The organism is Mucilaginibacter sp. OK098 (assembly GCF_900142915.1).
Taxonomy (GTDB): Bacteria; Bacteroidota; Bacteroidia; order Sphingobacteriales; family Sphingobacteriaceae; genus Mucilaginibacter.
Genome location: NZ_FRCM01000011.1, coordinates 1 through 18519, shown reverse-complemented (window position 1 = coordinate 18519; position 18519 = coordinate 1). Strand labels below are relative to the sequence as shown.

The window sequence follows — 18519 nt, the reverse complement described above, 5'->3', positions numbered from 1 at the left end:
TTTATTTCAACAACCCGGGTTCAAAAATGCCCATATCAACCGGCTCGCCGGCAACTAAATTATGATAGGTTTCTGTTTGCAGCAGCTTGTCGTTTATGTAAAACTTGCATTTGGTTTCGCTCCAGGCGCCTTTAAGGGCTAACTGATCTTCAAAAGTGCCTTCTTCTTTGGTGTCCTTATCATACTTTATAAATCGCACGGCTACCATTTTTTCCTGGTCAATCCAACGCTGGTTCACCTTATCATTATCTTTATCGGCCCCTAAAACATAAACAGGTTTGCCTTTCCAGGTTGAGGTATGAAACTTTGAAAGATCATAATGCAACTCTGCAAAATGAACCAGCACCTGGTCGAATGTTTTAAAATACATCCCGCCAAGGAAAAATATCAGTTCGTTCTCGTCTTTCACTCCCCTAACTATCTTATTATTCCGAAACACATAGGTTGAATCATGCCTGAACAGGATGCCGTTGGGGCTTTTTTCTGAGCCGATATCAATCCGCAGCAGATCAGGGTACACAATGGTTTCGTACCAGGTATCTGTTTTAATCAAACTATCATTTCTGAAACGCTCCGTAGTTTGGTTAAACTTCAGCGATTGATGCCAGGTGCCATGATACTTTTTATACATACTGGTTAAAACCTCTTTTGAATTTGAGTTTTTATTTAACGGGATAAAAAAGGCAAGAAACAGCAGAGCTGGTAAAAATTTCATGTGTTATTTATTTAAGTTACAAATTAACACGAATTGAATCGAATTTCAACCTTGTGTGCTTAATTCGTGAAATTAGTGTATCTATGTTGTTAATTCCTCATAAGCAGCCTGAATGCCGCGCTGAATGCCATCTCCCTGCCATTCAGTTACACCGGGGATAGAAGTTGCCTGTAAGATCTCATCCTTTGTTTTACCTGCTTTATTCGCGCCGGCAACATAGGCTTCCAGCTTCTCCATAAAATCCTGCATGGCTTTAACATCTTCCATGGTACCAATCACCTTTTGCGGATCAAAAGCATGCCCGAACACAAACATGGTGTTTTTATCAAACTTTTTTGTTGCCTGCTCCAAAGCTATTGGCCAATGCTTTACTGATGCCCCGGCGCTGTTATCAACAAATGGGTAACGGCGGTTAAATACCAGGTCGCCGGCGTGCACGATGTTTGCATTTTCAAAGTGGATCATGGCATCGCCATTGGTGTGGCCGGTGCCAAAGTAATGAGCAGTAATATGCTCATCGCCAACCTTTATCTTCCAGGTATCGGTAAAAGTAGTATCAGGGTACAACTGCTGATCTTCCTTGTTATTTTTTATTGCAACCGCTTTTTGATTGGCCAGCGAATTGGTATGCGCAGCCACATTTTTTGCGATGCCCTTGAATGAGATATTGCCGCTGGTATGGTCGCCATGGTGATGGGTATTTATCAGCCACTCAAAAGGCAGATCGGATTGTTTTTTTAACTCGGCTATCAGGTGCTTTGCCGGATCAGGAAATTCAGCATCTACAACAACAATACCTTCTTTATTTATCAGCCAGGCAATGGTACCGCCCTGTTCGGCAAACATGCCTACGTTATTGCGCAGGGGCTTAAACTGGTAAGCAGGGTCGGCCAGCAGGGCTGCAAAGCTTTTTCGGCCTAATAATGCAAGCGAACCTGCTGTTAATGCGGTGTTTCTTAAAAATTGACGGCGTTCCATGGGTGTTAGAGATTAGAGGTTGGTTAATCAGAGATTAGTTAAAATTAGAGATAAACAATTACAAATAACAACGTCATTCTTTCTATTCCGGTTGCCTGCATCTCAATTTAATACTGATGAAATGCCTGCGATACAAACTCAAGTACGCTTGGCAATGATGCACGCCAGTAGGTCCATGTATGAGCGCCATCACGGATGCGGAACTCGTGCGGGATCTCTTTTTTGCGCATGGCGATATGCACCAGGCAGTTACCTTCGTACAAAAAATCGTCATCACCATCATCAATATACCAGCGCACTGCTTTCTTCTGGCTGTCGGGCATATTATTTATTAATGCTATAGCACTGTGCTGGTTATAATAATTTACGATCAGCGAATCAGCAATACCGGGGTTGTTTTTGGTGATGGAGGTGCGGGCATCATCTAAAGTTAGCGGCCCAACCGATGCGCTGAGCGGACAAGCGGATGAAAACATTTCAGGGTGATGCAGGGCATACATAAAAGTGCCGCCACCACCCATGGACAGGCCTGAAATAGCACGGAAGCGTTTATCGCTTTTTACGCGGTATTTCTTTTCAACAAAGGGCACCAGCTCCTTAAAAAAGAAATCCTCATAATTCCAGTCGCCTTTTATATCGTTAAAATAACCACGCCTGCCTGTATTGCCATCGGGCATTACAATAATCATGGGGGTAGCTATGCCATCGGCTATTGCTTTGTCGGTTATGTTTAATACTTCGCCAAATTGCACCCAGCCGGTTTGGTCATCACCGCTGCCGTGCAGCAGGTATAAGATTGGATAGCTGCGATCAGATGTTTCATAACCAGGTGGCAGGTAAACGGCATATTTGCGGTCGCTTTTTAATATTTTGCTGGGCAGTGAAAGATTGTCATAAACCTTACCCGTTTGCGCTGATAACAGGCCCGTGCAAAGCAGCAATACAAGGATCAACAGTATGAAGGATCTTTTCATAATTAAGGTTAGTTGGTTTGTGTTTCAATATCGGGGATATATTGCTTAACCTTATATATTTAGTGTAAAAATGTTGATATACCCGTTAAAAAAGGCTGTCATGCTGAGGCACTCGAAGCATGAGCGCAGTGGCCAGTCCGCTTGCTAAGCATGGTGCTTAGGCCTTTGCCCGCATGCTTCGAGTGCCTCAGCATGACAGCCCACTTTTAGCTTTAAGATAAAACATTTACCCAAAATCTCTTTACCTTTATGCACCCTTAGCTATGACAGACGAAAGCCCAACACCAGCCCAAAATAAATTGCTTTACCTTTTTACCGGCTTGGCTGTTTTAATAAATTTTAGCGGCTTGTTTATCCCTATCCAGGGTGTTGACGCTACCATCTATGCGCTTATTTCCAAAACAATGGTTCAGCGCAATGATTTTGTACAGCTTATTTATCATGGCGCCGACTGGCTTGATAAGCCCCATTTTCCGTTTTGGATAACCGCGCTTTCCTTTAAGTTGTTCGGGTTTACTACCTGGGCCTATAAACTACCTGGCATCCTGTTTTTAATGATGGGGGCTTATTATACCTGGCTGCTGGCCAAAGAATTGTACAACAAGCAAATTGCTTTGTGGAGCGTACTGATATTGCTCACCGCCCAGCATATTGTATTATCAAATAACGATGTGCGCGCCGAGCCTTATTTAACCGGGCTTATTATTGCCGCCGTTTATCATTTTTATAAAGCCCATACTAATAATAGCTTTTGGCAACTGCTTACTGGCTGCATTTTCACCGCCTGCGCTATTATGACCAAAGGCATGTTTGCCCTGGTGCCAATTGGCGGTGCCATAGCAGGGCAATTTATCTTTACCAGGCAGTGGCGGTCTTTGTTTAACTTACGCTGGCTAATAGCAGCGGTGTTAATTTTTATATTTATCCTGCCCGAGCTTTGGTGCCTTAATCAGCAATTTGACCTTCATCCCGAAAAGGTTATTTTTGGACAAAAAGGCGTATCAGGGATCCGTTTTTTCTTTTGGGATAGCCAGTTTGGCCGCTTCTTTAACACCGGCCCCATAAAAGGCCACGGCGATCTTTTGTTTTTTGTACATACCGCTCTTTGGGCCTTCTTGCCATGGTCGCTTATTATGTTTGTGGCTGTTTTCCAGTTTATAAAAAAGGGCTTTAAATATGCACAGGCTAAGGAATGGTATTGCATTAGCGGGGCGCTGCTTACCTTCCTGCTATTTTCGGCATCAGGGTTTCAGCTACCGCATTATTTAAATATCGTGTTCCCGTTTTTTGCCATTATTACGGCGCAGTACCTTAACTACCTATCAGGCAAAAAATCTATTCTTGCAATTGCCATTACACAAAATGTTGTTATTAGCCTTATGTTGTTGCTGATAGCTGCTCTCCATTATTTTTTCAGGCCCCAAGTATTTAGCTGGTTCACAGCTTTAACCCTGTTGATGCTTTTAATAATGCTTTTGTTTTTTTCAAGGTTTATCAGGATCCACGGGTATCAAAAAATCGCACTCCGCACCCTGCTGGTTTCATTTATTGTTAACCTGTACCTTAACCTTTCTTTTTATCCATCATTAATGCACTACCAAACAAGCAGCGAAGCTTCTATATGGATAAATGATCATAACCCGCGGAACCTGCCTGTTGCCGCGGTTATAGATGATAACTCTACCCCTTTTGAGTTTTACAGTAATAAGCCCGTTTTTGCTTTTAATGCGGATGGGAAACTTAGTCACCCGGCACCCCCATTTTTGTTATACACCGAGGCCGAAGCAGTAAAAGGACTAAATGCCAAAGGCCTGCACACCCAAACACTAGCAACATTTCAGCGCTATTGGGTTACGCGGATCGGGCTCCCTTTTTTAAACAAAAAAACAAGGGAGAAGGAACTGACAGCCATGGTTGTTGTTGAAGTGGAATAGGTTAGTGCTCTATATCCTTAAAATAAGGATCTGATTTTTAAATATCGAATGATGAAGTAAACTTCGTTGTTCGATATTCAAAATTCATTATTCGAAATTAATTTTTTGTATCCCCCTGTATCACTTACCAATCTATCTCCGTAATACTTAATAACCAGGTGAAAATAAATTAATTGCTCCTTATTGTTATATAATGGTAAAACACAAAACTTCGCTGTTATTATTAAGCTTTTTGATAATTGTTATTGCTTCCTGCAAAAAAAACAATATCACACCCCTGCTTAAGGGAAAGAGCCTGGTACTTTCATCTTTCGAGGAACAAAAAGTTACAGCGGACAATGTGTTTTCCTTAAAACTGTTTAAAAACCTAAGCGGCGCAAATACTTCAAATGCCAACCTGTTTGTATCGCCCTTAAGCGTGAGTTTTGCCCTTGGGATGACCAGTAATGGCGCTAACGGCCAAACGCTTGATGCTATACGGAATACATTGAACTTTGCCGGTCTTACACAGCAACAGGTAAACAATTATTACAACAACCTTATTACCAACTTACCGCTGCTTAACCCTAATACTACACTTAAAATAGCAAATTCCATTTGGTACAGGCAGGGCTTTGATGTGCTGCCTCAATTTTTAAAAACCAATACCGATAATTTTCATGCCCAAGTGCAGGCACTTGATTTTAACAGCCAATCATCGGTAAATACCATTAACAATTGGGTGAATGATAATACTAACGGGAAAATACAAACCATTATTGATGCGATAGACAAGCAAGTCGTTATGTACCTGGTAAATGCCATTTATTTTAAAAGCAGCTGGAATCAAAAATTCGACCCGGCTAAAACCCAGCCAAAGCCATTTTATAAATCTGATGGCAGCCAGGTAACAACCAGTTTTATGACTGGCACAAATGACTATAATTATTACGCCGAAGGGGGGCTGAATATTTTTGAGTTGCCCTATTCTGACAGGAAATTCAGTATGGTTATTATCATGCCGACAGACGGTACGCCGCTTAAAGATGTAATAGCCGGATTAGATTCAGTAAAATGGCAAAACTTAACACAAAAGTTAGTACCTTTAAACAGCGAAATATCATTGCCAAAATTTAAATTTAGTTACAGCGTAACGCTAAACAACGCACTGACAAATTTAGGTATGGGAATTGCTTTTACTGATCAGGCCGATTTTTCGTTAATAAGCACAAGCGGTAACCTGCAAATAAGCGAGGTTAAACATAAAGCTTTTGTTGAAATTGATGAAAGCGGTACTACTGCGGCGGCAGTAACACTAGTGGGTATAGTTCCAACAGATGTTATTATACCACAAACGGTTGCTATTAATCATCCTTTTATATTTGCAATAAGGGAAATGAGCAGCGGCCTCATTATATTTATGGGTACAGTGAACGATCCAACAAAATAACGCTATAGCCGTCTTACCCCCTTGAAGGGGGAGTTTTTTGAATAGCTTCTTGCCTCCTTAACTAACATTTTTCAATCCCGAAAAATTTGAGGCGAAACTCCCCTTCAGGGGGCGGATGGTTACTCCGCCCTCTGATTAAAAAATCATTTTAATATTATCTGAAGTATTATAGATCTAAAATCAATGCTGCTGCAACGCTACCATCAACAGCAAGCATCGCGTTTTGTTTTTAGTAAAAAAAATTACTTACCCCTCTGCCATTGTAATGACGCCTGGTTTACCATCTCATTAAAATTGATTTTATTTCCCTATTTTCTTTAATACTTTATTTATCGCTTCGCCCCAAAAGTTTCCTAACGCTACAGCGCCCTGCTGGTTGGGATGCAGATAAAATGTGCCCTGGTGACCTTGCTCTGGCTGGAAATCGGTAAGGGAATGTTTTTTAAAGTAATCGAAAGCCTTGGTATCACCTACAAAAACACGCTTCGGATAAGTTGCGGTATAGTCTTCTACCAGTTGATCTATCTGCGGCAGGTAATTTTGCAGGCGTTCTAATCCCTCAGCAAGGTATTTTGCACCGTTATAGGTATTGGGGCTGTACCATACCGGATGCTGAAAAATAACGATGCTGCCCGGAAACTCTTTCAGTAAACTATCAGCAATGGTCTTTAAATTTTGGTAATACACTTCCGGGAAAACGGGCGCCCCTCTCGGGCCTTCAATGGCGCTGTCATTTGTGCCCAGCTTAACGGAGAATATCAGCAGCGCCTGTTTATCGGTAAAGGCTTTGGCTGCCTGTTCAACATCTTTAAATATCCCGTTTGTTGATGGTAAAAAATCAACCGTTGTATAGCCGCTGTGTCCCTGGTTTACAAACTCAACCTTCCCTATATTACTTTGCTGCTTTAAATAATTAACCGCTATAACCGGGGGCGCTTCCGTTGCCGGATCACTTAAGCCTGAACCATAAGTAATGCTGTTGCCAATAAATACAATATTAAGATCTTTTTTAGCCTGTGCAAATGCGCCGGTAACATAAAGCAAGATCACAAATGCTGTTAAAAGTGATATTTTAAGTTTTATCATAACTTATAATTGGTTTATAGCTGTATTCACTAACAAGGACACCCACTGTGCTTATCCTGCCGAAAACCACGCCGTGCTTTTTACCCCCCCACATACTTCATCCAACTTGTTGGGGACAACACTAACAAGGGCGCTAATATATATTCTTACTGATCGCTAGTCTCTAATCACTAACCTCAAAACTTCACACCCATGTTCCAAAACATAAATGCCCATTTATCAACTTGGCCGCTAATTACTTGTTCGGTACTTTGGCCAGCACCGTGACCAGCCTTGGTTTCAATGCGGATAAGGGTTGGCGCCGGGCCTTTCTGATATTCCTGCAGCCGTGCGGCAAATTTAAACGAGTGGGCTGGTACCACGCGGTCGTCATGATCAGCAGTAGTAACCATAGTTGCAGGGTAGCTGGCGGGCTTTAAAGCATGATAAGGTGAATATTTATACAAATACGCAAACATCTCCTTATTGTCTTGTGCTGTACCATAATCATAGCTCCACCCGGCACCTGCGGTAAACTGGTTGTAGCGCAGCATATCCATAACACCAACTGCCGGTAAAGCAACCTTGCACAAGTCGGGGCGCTGGGTCATAACGGCACCTATCAGCAAGCCACCGTTTGATCCACCCGAAATTGCCAGGTAATCTTTAGAAGTATATTTATTTTTGATGAGGTACTCTGCTGCGGCAATAAAATCATCAAACACATTTTGCTTTTTCATTTTTATGCCGGCCTTGTGCCACTTTTCGCCATATTCACCACCGCCGCGCAGGTTAGGCACCGCGTAAATGCCGCCGTGTTCCACCAGTATAATGTTTGATGTACTGAAGGCCGGGGTAAGGTTAACGCCAAAGCCGCCATAGGCATACAGCAATAATGGGTTTTTACCGTTCATCACGGTTCCTTTTTTATAAGTGATAAGCATCGGGATCTTAGTACCGTCTTTTGATTTGTAGAAGACCTGCTTACTTTCGTACTGTTCAGGGTTAAACTGTACCCCGCTTTTTTTATAAACTGTTGATGTGCCGGTAGCAATATCCAATTTAAAAATAGTTCCAGGATAAACGTAATTGGTAAAAGTATAATATGTTTCCTTCTCCTTAAGCTTGGCGCCAAAACCGCTTGCCGTACCTATTGATGCCAGGGTAATGGTGCGCTCCAATTTACCGTCCATATTATACTGCTGCACAAATGAGGTAGCATCTTTAAGGTATTCGGCAAAGATCTTTCCGCCGCCAGTTGTTGCGCTCAGCACATTGCCGGTTGCAGGGACCAGATCTTTCCAGTTTTTGGTTTTTGGGTCGGCTGCATCAACGGTAACTATCTTAAAATTGGGCTCGTACAAATTGGTAATAATATACAGCTTGCTGCCCACATTGCCCAGTACGCTGTGCTGGTTATCAAAATTATCAACCACGTTAATAATAAGGCTGTTAGGGCTGCTAAGGTCCTGGATGTAAAGTTCGTTGCCGGTGGTTTCTTTGGCAGCCGAGATCACTAAAAAGTGTTCATCTTCGGTCAGCCCCGCGCCAATGTAGCGCCGCGGTGTTTTATCGCCCCCAAATATCAGCACATCGCTGCTTTGTGCGGTGCCCAGTTTGTGGTAAAACAGCTTGTGGTATTGCGTTATCCCCGCCAGCTGGCTCCCAGCCTTTGGCTTATCATAACTGCTATAATAAAAGCCTTCATTGCCTTTCCAGGCTATCCCGCTAAATTTTATATCAATAAGCGTATCGCCAACCATGCTGTTATCAGCAGTTTTTATCACAATCACCTTGCGCCAGTCGCTGCCGCCTTCTGATAGCTGGTAAGCAGCCATGCTGCCATCTTTGGTAAAATCAATTCCCTGTAAAGAGGTAGTGCCATCGGCAGAGAATTTATTGGGATCAAGGAAAATCTCCGGAGCCCCATCGCCCACCTGTCGCCACAAAACCGACTGGCTCTGCAGGCCATCATTCTTATAAAAATAGGTGTATTTGCCTTCCTTAAAGGGGGCGCTGTACTTTTCGTAGTTCCATAATTGCTTGAGGCGGGCATGCATGGCATCACGATAGGGGATCTGGCCCAGGTAATCCTGCGTTACCTTATTCTCGGCCTGTACCCAGGCTTTGGTATCGGCAGCGCGGTCATCTTCCAGCCAGCGATAAGGGTCAGGCACTTCGGTACCAAAATAATTATTAACGGTATCAACCTTTTTGGTTGCGGGGTAAGCTATAGTTTTTGGATTCATTTGTTGGGCAAGGGCAAAGCTGCAAATTAAAACAGCTGCGGATAAACAGGTAATAGTTTTCATTGCAAGGATTGGTTGGTAGGCTAAGTTAGTATTTTTTGTGAGAATGGTAAAAGGCGAAAAGGAATATCGAATGATGAAGGGAGCTATTTTCTTTTTTATACAGATCCTGTCAGCAATCAATTACACCTGGTGGGCGATACGCCAAACTTCTTTTTAAAAGCGGTGCTAAAATGTTGTACGGAACTATAACCTAGTTCAAAAGCTATTTCGCTGGCAGATTTCTTTCTTTCCAGCAAGTCTGTTTTGGCAAGCTCAAGGCGGGTATCAGCCAGGTAGCCAAATACGGTATTGGCAAACATTTCTTTAAAGCCCCGCTTTAGCTTGTACTCGTTTATCCCTGCAACCTTTGCCAAATCGGTTAGGCTTGGCGGAAGATCCAGGTGCTGGACCAGGTATTCGCGGGCATAAATAATGCGTTCTTTATCATATTCGGTTTTTAAATAGTCGCTCCCCCTTTTTTGAAAACTATTATAAGCCTCGGCTTGTAAAACCAATAGCTCAATACTTTTTGAAAGCAGAAACATTTTTTTCAAATCTTCCTGGTATTTGCAGTTTATAATAGCATTTATCGCGTTTAGCATATTAATATCCATAAACAGGCTATTATCGCAAAGCGCAACATTTTTACCTTCAAGCACATTGCCGCCAAAACGCTTTAACACCTCGTTTGAATCTTCTGTAAGGCGTAAAAAAGCATCCCTGTTAAACTGGATCATAAAGGTATCAAGGTACAGGTCGTCATTCTTTATAGTGCCTTCGCCGGTTTGCGAGTAAAATAAATTATGCTGATACTTACCCAGCTCATAGGGTTTGTCGGCATCTTTATTAGCAATAGTTGTTTTGCCCCGCATGTTAAAATAAAGGGTAACCATATCCAGGTCGGCCTTCCATTCCATTTCAACACGGTCATTATAATGCCAGTTATGATGACCCATTCTTATCCCGTTAAAGTACCATTGCTTCATTTTAGCTTCAGCAAAGGGCAGGTTAAAGCTTATGGTATTTTCAACCAGCTTATCGGTGTTAAAATCTTCAGCTGCTAATTCATTGCTATGCAGCACCTGGTCGTCTGCTTTATTTTTTAATTCAAATGGCATTGTTCCTTTTTATATAACTATTGCTCCGTTTGGTGTAACCTGCGGGGGTGCACATCTTCCCACATTTGTATTATTAATTAAACGCCCGGAGCGGCAATTAGTTACGACAACAAGATTGAAATTTATAAATGTCTTTTAAAAAACTACGACAAATGATTGAAGTAAAAGGAAGCGGAAACATTGTATCCGCAGTAAAAAGTATTAGCTCGTTCATCCGCCTGCACATCAGCATTAACGGAACCATTGAACTGATCCAGGCTGATGAAGAAAAAGTAATTGTTGAAGCAGATGATAATTTGCAGGAATATATTGAGGTAACCAACTCGGGCCGCACCCTGTATGTTACCGCCGAAGGAAAATGGCGCACGCCGGGTTTCAGCAGGCTTAATGTTAAGATCTATTACCGGCAGCTATTCAATATTTATAACGCCAGTACCAACGGCACACTGGTATGCGCCAATCCACTAAAATCAAGTGAGCCTGTTGAAGTAAAGATCTACAGCGATAAAAGCAGCAGCAAGCTCGCTATAAACGCCCCGGCTGTAAAACTGATAACTGCATGTGTTGGCGATGTGGAGCTGGAAGGAACCTGCAATGTTTTAGAGATAAGTGCAAAATCAGAAGGGAACCTTTATGCACGTGGGATGCTTGCAAAAAATGTGAGCCTTAAAAACTACTCGGTAGGCAATTTAGAGGTTTATGCTGATGAAACACTTACCATCAGTAATTATGGTGAGGGCAATATCAGCTATTGGGGCGATGGCGTACTGAAGGACATTAAGCAATATGGCGATGGGGAAGTAAAACACAGAAAAGATTAAAATAGATGCCTGTTAGAAATAATTAAAAAGAACAGGAGAAGAAAACTTGATCATTTATGAATTAAGCATGTTCTTCTGCCCTCTTTACGCGCAGCGAAGAGAGGGCCGGTCGAGCGAAGCAATGACCAGGTGAGTAAACTCTGCGAGCGATATTAACGCGATGCATTAACGCTAATTAATGACGCAGAGTTGACTCACCCGACAACGCTACGCTGGTCGACCTCTCTTCGCTGCGCGTAAAGAGGTGAAAAAATTATTCTTAGATAAAAAAACAAAACCTATGAACTGGTACATAGCAAAAATAATATTCAGGATAGTAAGCGGCGATGGCAATCACTGCGCACAGTTTGACGAGCAATTAAGACTGATTGAAGCCGAAAATGAGGCTGCGGCTCTTGAAAAAGCCAACAGCGTTGGCATTGCCGGGCAGGATAGCTTTTTAAACGCGAAGAAGGAAACTGTAATGTGGCAGTTTATTGCCGTTACAGAAATTAATGGTATAGCCAATTTAAATGATGGCGCTGAATTGTACTACAAGCTTTATGAGGAGCAGGATGCAGAAGCGTACATAGAACAGGTACAGCGTAAATCGGGCTTACTGGCTTGTTTAGGAAAATAATTTGGCATTACTAAAACAGATCACTCAAAGCCATGAAGGAGCTAAATACATCAGTAGTATAAAATAAATTATGAAAAAAGATAAGTTTATAATTAATACCGATTTTATCTACTTTCTATGTATAAACAGCGCGTTATTCTAAATAAAACATACCCTGATACTACTATAAAATCAAAATATTTAATTAAAGCAACTAACAGCATTATTAAATCCGTATATTCAGTAGGTTTGCTTTAACTTTTAACAAGGGTTTAACAGCAATTGCTTACAATAAATTTCTACTTTTAAGTTTTACTATACATAAAAGAGCAAATTTTCGTTATCCATTTTAATATTTATAATATACGTAATTGATATATGGGGAAAATGTACAAAGAGTATCTCCCGCTTATTGTTGGGGGATTGTTTTTAACGGTATTAATAGCATCCTGTAAAAAAGATCATAATACGCCCGCACCAACACCGGTGCCTATTGCCACACTTGGCTTGTATGAATATCAAAGTACAATATTCCGGAGAGTGATCATTCCTATATCGCAGGTAGGTACAGTAAAACAAATTTACTATAGTATATTTGATACGGGTTCATCTGCTATGACAATTGATGCCGATGGCCTTATTCCAGCTTCTTTGATCACAAGTTCGGGCATAACAATTACCGGCGACTCCCTGCTTGTAAACGGCATTACCGTTACCAAGCAAACAGCCACTTTAACTTATGGCGATGCAACCAGCGGAATAAAAGAATACGGAAACCTGGCTTACGCGGTAATAACTATTGGCGATGCAAATGGCTCCGTTACCACTAAACGCATCCCTTTCTTTTTATATTATAAGGCAATTGATACACAAACAGGCAATAAAGAGGATCCGCATTACAATGATATTTTTGGAGTAGGGCCAAATACCAGCTTTAGTAACCTTAGTATAGCAAGTCCGCTAAGCTATTTTGATACCAAGGCTAATGTAACGCAGGGCTTTAAGCTTTCAAAATTTGATAAAGCATCATACATCTCTAACCAGTTAACTTATGTTAAGGAATTGCTTACCATTGGCCTTGTACCTGATGACCTCAGTTCAAACGGTTTTATTATGCATTCACTTACGCATACATCTGCAGGATATTCGCCGAATATTCCGGCCACTATAAGTTTTAATGGCAAAAGCATCCAGGGTACTTTATTGTTTGATACCGGAACACCGGCATTTGCCAACATTGAAGATCCTAATGCCACTGTTAATCAAACTACGCTGGCTGCCAATTCTTCTGTTACTATCACCACCACCAGCGGGTTTAGTTACCAGTACACCACAACCAGCGACTATAACCTTACGCAGGTTGAAAACCCTTCATTTACGCATGATCCGCGTACTATTTTCAGTATTGATTTCTTTGCAGACAATGAATTTTTGCTTGATTATACCAACCACAGGATTGGGTTGAAGAATTAATTGTAGAAACGCAATACTTTGCGCCTCTTATAAAATATCATCTAAAATAAAAACCTTCTCATGCACGTAATGAGAAGGCTTTGTTATATTTATACAGAGACACAAATATTCAGAGACACAAAGTATTGTGTCTCTACGGGTTTTAATACTTAGCAGGTGTACCGGCTTTCGGTACGGACTCCTGTATGAATTTTCTTAGGTTTTCTGTAGCTACCGCCAAATCTTCCTTACGCAGGTACATCATATGCCCGCTTTTATAACCTTCCCATTTTAGGCGATCTTTAAGCTTACCGCTTGGGTCGAGCTGCCAAAGGCTGTATTTAGCATTAAAATAATCGCATGCGCCATCATAATAGCCTGATTGGATCAACAGGTGCAGGTATGGATTTTGTGCGATGGCCTGGCGCAGGTTTTCGCCGGTGTGATTATTTTTATCGTCCCATGGCCATACGTTACCAAACATGTTATATTTCAAATCGGTTTTGTAGTTCAGCTCGCCACGCAGGTAAATATTAATTGCAGGGGTAAACGCATGCAGCCATGCAACAAGCTCCGCATTATAATCAGGGCTTTCGCCGCCCGCCTGCCTGTCAATTCCCTTGTAGCGAGAATCAAGCCTGCCAACTGTAAACCCTTTATCACGCAATAACTCTTTCCAAAAAAGATCGTATGATACATCCAGGTTATTCTGCATGATCACTTTTTCTGAAATACCGGTGTACCGGGCCATTTTTGCAGCAATAGCGCTGCGTTGGGCATCATCAATAAATCCACCGCGTGATAGGGCAGGGATCAGCTCATTGATGGTAAAGTTCTCAACTTCAGGCAAAAATGCAGTAAGGTCTTTTTGCTGTAATTCCGGGGCAAGTGCTCCATGGTACCATGCGGTGGCAGCAAAATAAGGCAGTTTAAGTGCTGCCTGTACCGGGCCGCTCCGTTCAATACCAAGATCCGTTGGTGATACAAGGATCACCCCGTTAAGGTACATCCATTGCGAATTTTGCAGTTCAAGCGCAAGGCCCGAAGCTCTTGTTGTTCCGTAGCTTTCGCCAATTAAAAACTTAGGCGATGCCCAGCGATTTTTACGGGTAACAAAAGTATTTATCCACTCGGCCAGGTATTTAATATCTTCATTTACCCCAAAGAATTTAGAGCCAGGCGTATCTTTGTTAACTATTCGTGAATAGCCGGTGTTTACCGGGTCCAGGTACACAATGTCGGCAACATCAAGTATGGAATTTTTATTCTCGCCAATGCCGTATGGTTGAATAGGATATCCTTCATTATCAATATTAAGTAAGCGCGGTCCGGTATAACCTATTTCCATCCATACAGATGGTGTGCCGGGGCCACCGTTAAATGAGATCACTAACGGACGGGTAGACCTATCAGTAACATCATCTCTTTCATAATAAGTGTAAAACACACCGGCAATCGGGCGTCCGTCATTATCCCAAATCGGCATACTGCCGGCAGTTGCGGTATAAGGGATAAGCTTTCCTTTTATAGTTACCTGGTGCTTGGTAACAACGGCCGAATCTACCGACAGGATGCGGCCTTTAGAAATAGGGTTAGTGTTTTTTGGTGCAGCAGGCTCAACCTGGGCAAAGCTTGCTCCTGTAACACAGCAAACAGCTGCAAGGGCAAATAAATATTTTTTCATATTATTGATTTTGATAATGATAAGCTACCAGGATTTAAACAAGTTGATTAGCTGCCTTGTTGCCTCTGTTAAAGCAGTTACAATACTAAACTTTTCTTAGTGCTTTTGCAATGGGTTAAATACACTAAGCAGGGTTGTTATTGTAAAAATGTCATGGCAGTAAGTATAATTTAAGATCTTGGTACATCAGACTTACGATGTTTTGAAAACTTCGTAAGTCTTTTCGAGTGCTTTTACAAAGGGAAACTAATTTTCCCCATTAAAACCGCAGGGTTATTTCCTATCGCCATAGATTCGCCGCACAATGCCTCGTTTCCTAAAAGGGCAAACAGGATGGCTTCTTTAGCATCCGGGTCAATACCCAGATCACCTGTAGTTTTAATAGCAACCAGTGGTAAAGCTTTCTTTAAATGTTCAATGATATAAATATTCCTCGCCCCCCCGCCACTGGTAAAAATCCGGATATTATCAGCCTCAAAATTCTTTGAAATAAAATCAGTGATTGTTTTAGCGGTGAATGCGCTCAAAGTACAAACCAGGTCTTCGTTGCTGATATTTAAAGTGTTTGACCTTTGCTGCGCAGCCTCAACATAAGCCAGGCTAAATAATTCAGGCCCGGTGGTTTTGGGTGCCTGCTCACTAAAAAATGGATGATCGAGTAGGGCGGCTAACAAGTCTTCATTTATGTTACCCGAAAAGGCGATTTTTGAATCTTCGTCATATGCCTTATTAAAATGTTTGCGGCAGGCTGCATCAATCAGCGTATTGCCGGGGCCAACATCCGTACACACAATACCGGCATAATTACCATCGGCAGGTAACCAGGTAAGGTTGGCAATTCCACCGATATTCAACAGGATCCTATTTTCACCGATTTTACTCCCCAGCAATACATCGCCATATAAAGCCAGCGGTGCACCTTCACCACCTGTGGCAATATGCTTTTGTCTGAAATCACTGATGGTTAATATGCCCGTTTTAACAGCCAAATGATCACCATCTCCAATTTGCAGGGTCCCATTTGAATAGCCTGGCTGTTTATGCCGTCGTTTGGGGGCATGATAAATTGTTTGCCCGTGGCTGGCTATAAAATCTACCTCAGCAGGTTTAATACCCCAACCGTTAAGGGCCTGCAATACCAGTTGTCCATGAAAATCTCCGATGTATTCATTAAGCAGGCAGACTTTTTCAAGACTTGCTTCTTTATGTGCAAAAACCTGTTGTACCTCGTTTTTAAAGGCATCGGCATAAGGGATAGTTATAAAATTTATCAGCGAAAATTTGGTTTGCAAGCCGCTGCCTTTAAAACGGCACAAGGCAATGTCAAGCCCGTCGAGCGAGGTGCCCGACATTAAGCCGATCCCTGTTTTTTCTGTTTTTTGAGCGATGCTTACCAGCTTTTGCAGGTTTGTATTAAGGGCTAACATGGGCTTAAATTACCTAAATGTTAATGCATGTACAAAAGTTAAATTATTAGCCAAATTATAAACATATCTGAATATATTTGTTTTCACCAAATTTTCTAAGTCTAAAGCTGTTAGCCATGAATCCGAAGTAATTGGATTTAAGGCTACGGATACAACCCAACCAACCCAATGGCGAGATTAAATTTACTAGAAGAGACGCGTTACGAGAAGCTGCCGGTAACGGTGTACAGCAATCAGAAAGAAGCATCGCTGGCAGTAGCCCAGCGAATAGCCAAGCTGATAAAGAGCAAAACTGCAAAAGGCGAAAAGACCGTGCTGGGCTTAGCCACTGGTGTAACCCCGATAGGGGTATATGCCGAGCTGGTGCGCCAGCACCAGCAGGAAGGCTTAAGCTTTAAAAACGTGATCACCTTTAACCTGGACGAATACTACCCCATGCAGCCTAATGCGGCACAAAGCTATGTAACGTTCATGAATGAGAACCTGTTCTCGCATGTAGATATCGATAAAGATAATGTGCACATCCCTGATGGCACCCTTGACCAGGAAGCGGTAGCCGCCTTTTGCTTGGATTATGAAAAAAAGATCACCGCATTGGGTGGACTGGATCTGCAGATCTTAGGGATTGGCCGAACCGGCCACATCGGCTTTAACGAGCCGGGCTCGGCGCCCAACTCGGGTACCCGGCTGGTAACCCTGGATGATTTGACCCGGAATGATGCTTCAAGAGACTTTGGCGGTAAACAGAATGTGCCTACCAAGGCCATCACCATGGGCATCGGCACCATCTTCAAAGCTAGAGAGATCATCCTGATGGCCTGGAGCGGGAAGAAAGCGCCGATCATCAAAAAAGCGGTAGAAGGCGAGATCTCCGGTGATGTACCGGCTACTTACCTGCAGCTCTCGGATAATGTGGAATTTGTGTTGGATGAACCTGCTGCAAGTTCATTAACTCGGTTCAATACCCCATGGCTGGTAAAAGACTGCGTATGGGAAAACGGTCTGAAAAAGAAAGCGGTGATCTGGTTGGCCGATAACCTGAACAAACCGATCCTGAAACTTACCGAAGAAGATTATAACAACCATGGCATGGCCCAGCTTGCAGTAGAGCAGGGCCCGGTATACAATATCAACATCGATATTTTTAACCAGCTGCAGCATACCATTACCGGCTGGCCGGGAGGTAAACCGGATGCGGATGACAGCCAAAGACCGGAAAGAGCACAGCCTGCAAGGAAACGCTCGATCATCTTCTCTCCCCACCCGGATGATGATGTGATCTCCATGGGCGGCACCTTTATCCGGCTAGTTGACCAGGGGCATGATGTGCATGTAGCTTACCAAACCTCGGGCAATACGGCCGTATGGGATGATGACGTGCTAAGATTCGTAGAATTTGCAATAGATTTTAACAACAGCATAGGCGATGACAATACCAAGTTAAAAAAGGTATATGAAGAGATGCGGGCCTTTATCCCGACCAAAAAGCCCAACCAGGTAGATACCAAAGAGATCAGGGATGTAAAAGGATTTATAAGAAAGACAGAAGCGATCTCGGGAGCAAGGTATGCCGGATTACAGGACGACCATATCCACTTTATGGCCCTGCCGTTTTATGAAACCGGCAAGATCAAGAAGAACACGGCAGGCGAGGCAGACATCAAGCTCACCATTGAGCTGCTGCAAAAAGTAAAACCGCAGCAGATCTTTGCAGCGGGCGACTTTGCCGACCCGAACGGAACGCACCTGGTTTGTTTTAACATCATTATAGCCGCCTTAAAAAGACTAAGGGAAACGGAAGACTGGGTAAAAGACTGCTGGTTGTGGATGTACCGGGGTGCCTGGCTGGAGTTTGAAACCCATGAAATAGAAATGGCCGTACCGTTATCCCCACAGGAGGTGATCAGGAAAAGGAATGCCATCTTCAAACACCAAAGTCAAAAAGACAGGCCTGTATTCCCGGGTGATGATGCCAGGGAGTTTTGGGTGAGAGCTGAAGACCGTACAAGAGAAACTGCCAGGGCTTATGACAA

14 protein-coding genes are annotated in these 18519 nt (G+C 42.6%); 6 read left to right on the top strand and 8 right to left on the bottom strand.

The window, feature by feature from the left end:
- Position 1: 1 nt before the first annotated feature.
- The 3 genes from BUE31_RS28170 to BUE31_RS28160 form a co-directional block, all read right to left on the bottom strand.
- On the bottom strand, positions 2-715 hold the full coding sequence (locus tag BUE31_RS28170) for a hypothetical protein (RefSeq protein ID WP_073407219.1): 714 nt from the start codon (positions 713-715) through the stop codon (positions 2-4).
- A gap of 81 nt (positions 716-796) precedes the next feature.
- On the bottom strand, positions 797-1693 hold the full coding sequence (locus BUE31_RS28165; protein ID WP_073407218.1) for an MBL fold metallo-hydrolase: 897 nt from the start codon (positions 1691-1693) through the stop codon (positions 797-799).
- Between the two features lie 107 nt (positions 1694-1800).
- On the bottom strand, positions 1801-2667 hold the full coding sequence (locus BUE31_RS28160) for an alpha/beta hydrolase (RefSeq protein ID WP_073407217.1): 867 nt from the start codon (positions 2665-2667) through the stop codon (positions 1801-1803).
- Between the two features lie 263 nt (positions 2668-2930).
- On the opposite strand from BUE31_RS28160, the gene BUE31_RS28155 reads away from it, so the two are divergent.
- Both BUE31_RS28155 and BUE31_RS28150 read left to right on the top strand, forming a co-directional pair.
- Entirely contained in the window at positions 2931-4601 is a 1671-nt protein-coding gene (locus BUE31_RS28155) for an ArnT family glycosyltransferase (protein ID WP_073407216.1), read from the top strand.
- Between the two features lie 193 nt (positions 4602-4794).
- A complete protein-coding gene (locus BUE31_RS28150; protein WP_073407215.1) occupies positions 4795-6030 on the top strand; it encodes a serpin family protein in 1236 nt (411 codons plus the stop codon).
- A 300-nt stretch (positions 6031-6330) separates the two neighbouring features.
- Here the strand turns inward: BUE31_RS28150 and BUE31_RS28145 are convergent, their stop codons facing one another.
- The 3 genes from BUE31_RS28145 to BUE31_RS28135 form a co-directional block, all read right to left on the bottom strand.
- Positions 6331-7116: an SGNH/GDSL hydrolase family protein gene (locus BUE31_RS28145; protein ID WP_073407214.1), complete on the bottom strand. Its 786-nt coding sequence runs from the start codon at positions 7114-7116 to the stop codon at positions 6331-6333.
- 176 nt (positions 7117-7292) lie between these two features.
- Entirely contained in the window at positions 7293-9407 is a 2115-nt protein-coding gene (locus tag BUE31_RS28140; protein ID WP_073407319.1) for a prolyl oligopeptidase family serine peptidase, read from the bottom strand.
- A gap of 116 nt (positions 9408-9523) precedes the next feature.
- The gene (locus BUE31_RS28135; protein WP_073407213.1) at positions 9524-10504 is read right to left on the bottom strand and encodes a helix-turn-helix domain-containing protein; all 981 of its coding nucleotides are present in this window, start codon (positions 10502-10504) and stop codon (positions 9524-9526) included.
- A 152-nt stretch (positions 10505-10656) separates the two neighbouring features.
- Here BUE31_RS28135 and BUE31_RS28130 point away from each other — a divergent pair, with 152 nt between their 5' ends.
- The 3 genes from BUE31_RS28130 (at position 10657) to BUE31_RS28120 (ending at position 13396) form a co-directional block, all read left to right on the top strand.
- Entirely contained in the window at positions 10657-11325 is a 669-nt protein-coding gene (locus BUE31_RS28130; RefSeq protein ID WP_073407212.1) for a head GIN domain-containing protein, read from the top strand.
- Between the two features lie 280 nt (positions 11326-11605).
- Positions 11606-11944 (top strand): DUF4288 domain-containing protein, encoded by a 339-nt coding sequence (locus BUE31_RS28125; protein ID WP_073407318.1) that lies wholly within the window; start codon positions 11606-11608, stop codon positions 11942-11944.
- Positions 11945-12301: 357 nt separating this feature from the next.
- Positions 12302-13396 (top strand): hypothetical protein, encoded by a 1095-nt coding sequence (locus BUE31_RS28120; protein ID WP_073407211.1) that lies wholly within the window; start codon positions 12302-12304, stop codon positions 13394-13396.
- A 142-nt stretch (positions 13397-13538) separates the two neighbouring features.
- Here BUE31_RS28120 and BUE31_RS28115 read toward each other — a convergent pair whose 3' ends face one another.
- Together BUE31_RS28115 and BUE31_RS28110 are read right to left on the bottom strand one after the other, a co-directional pair.
- Positions 13539-15059, bottom strand: a complete 1521-nt coding sequence (locus BUE31_RS28115) for a S10 family peptidase (RefSeq protein ID WP_073407210.1) — start codon at positions 15057-15059, stop codon at positions 13539-13541.
- 233 nt (positions 15060-15292) lie between these two features.
- On the bottom strand, positions 15293-16486 hold the full coding sequence (locus BUE31_RS28110) for an anhydro-N-acetylmuramic acid kinase (protein ID WP_073407209.1): 1194 nt from the start codon (positions 16484-16486) through the stop codon (positions 15293-15295).
- A 168-nt stretch (positions 16487-16654) separates the two neighbouring features.
- On the opposite strand from BUE31_RS28110, the gene nagB reads away from it, so the two are divergent.
- Positions 16655-18519 (top strand): glucosamine-6-phosphate deaminase (gene nagB, locus BUE31_RS28105; protein ID WP_073407208.1); only part of this gene is annotated, 1865 nt, incomplete at its 3' end.